Below are 742 nucleotides of genomic sequence, written 5' to 3'. Positions count from 1 at the left end.
TGGGGGCGGGCGGGGAAGATGACCGTGTTGGCGGCCGCGAGAGCTGGCATTTTCCGCAGGGCTGGGACTTTGAGCACTCGGACTTTGGCGGTCCGCATCTGCTCCATGACGTAAGCTGGAGGACACGAATACTTGATGCGCTGCTACTGCTCAGTGGCAGCGCTTTTGACTGTTGACGGACGGGTTGGATGACTGAGGACAGCCGATCGGGAGACCGCCAGGACTCCGGAGCGAACGAGCACAGCGGTGACCGCTCCGGCGCGTCTGACGGTCGGGGACGTGGTGACGACTCCCGCTCCCGTTCCGGCTACCGGGGAGATCGCGGCCGTGATGATCGCAGCGGTGGTTTCCGCGGCGGAGACCGGGAGCGTGGTGGTTACCGGGGCCGTGATGACCGCGGGGGTGACCGGGACCGGCGCGACGATCGCGGCGGATACCGCGGAGGTGACCGCCGCGAAGGCGGTTATCGCGGTGGGGACGACCGTGGTGGTTTCCGTGGTCGCGACGATCGGGGCGGATACCGCGGAGGTGACCGTCGTGAGGGCGGCTTCCGTGATGACCGTGGCGGGTACCGGGGGGATGACCGCGGTGGTTACCGCGGGCGTGATGACCGTGGTGTTCAGCGGGGTGATCGGGACCGTCGTGATGACCGGGGTGGTTTCCGTGGTGACCGGGACCGCCGTGACGACCGGGGTGGTTTCCGTGGGGGTGACCGTCGTGAGGGCGGTTACCGTGATGACCG

At 67.9% G+C, this 742-nt stretch carries 1 protein-coding gene; it reads left to right on the top strand.

What is annotated here, in order from left to right:
* Positions 1 to 279 precede the first annotated feature (279 nt).
* On the top strand, positions 280 to 742 hold a 463-nt coding region (locus QJS33_RS31290; protein WP_306371679.1), incomplete at its 3' end, for a hypothetical protein.

Source organism: Nocardiopsis sp. CC223A (assembly GCF_030766825.1).
Lineage (GTDB): Bacteria > Actinomycetota > Actinomycetes > Streptosporangiales > Streptosporangiaceae > Nocardiopsis.
The sequence above is the reverse complement of the archived record's forward strand: the minus strand, read 5'-3'. Positions and strand labels throughout refer to the sequence as shown.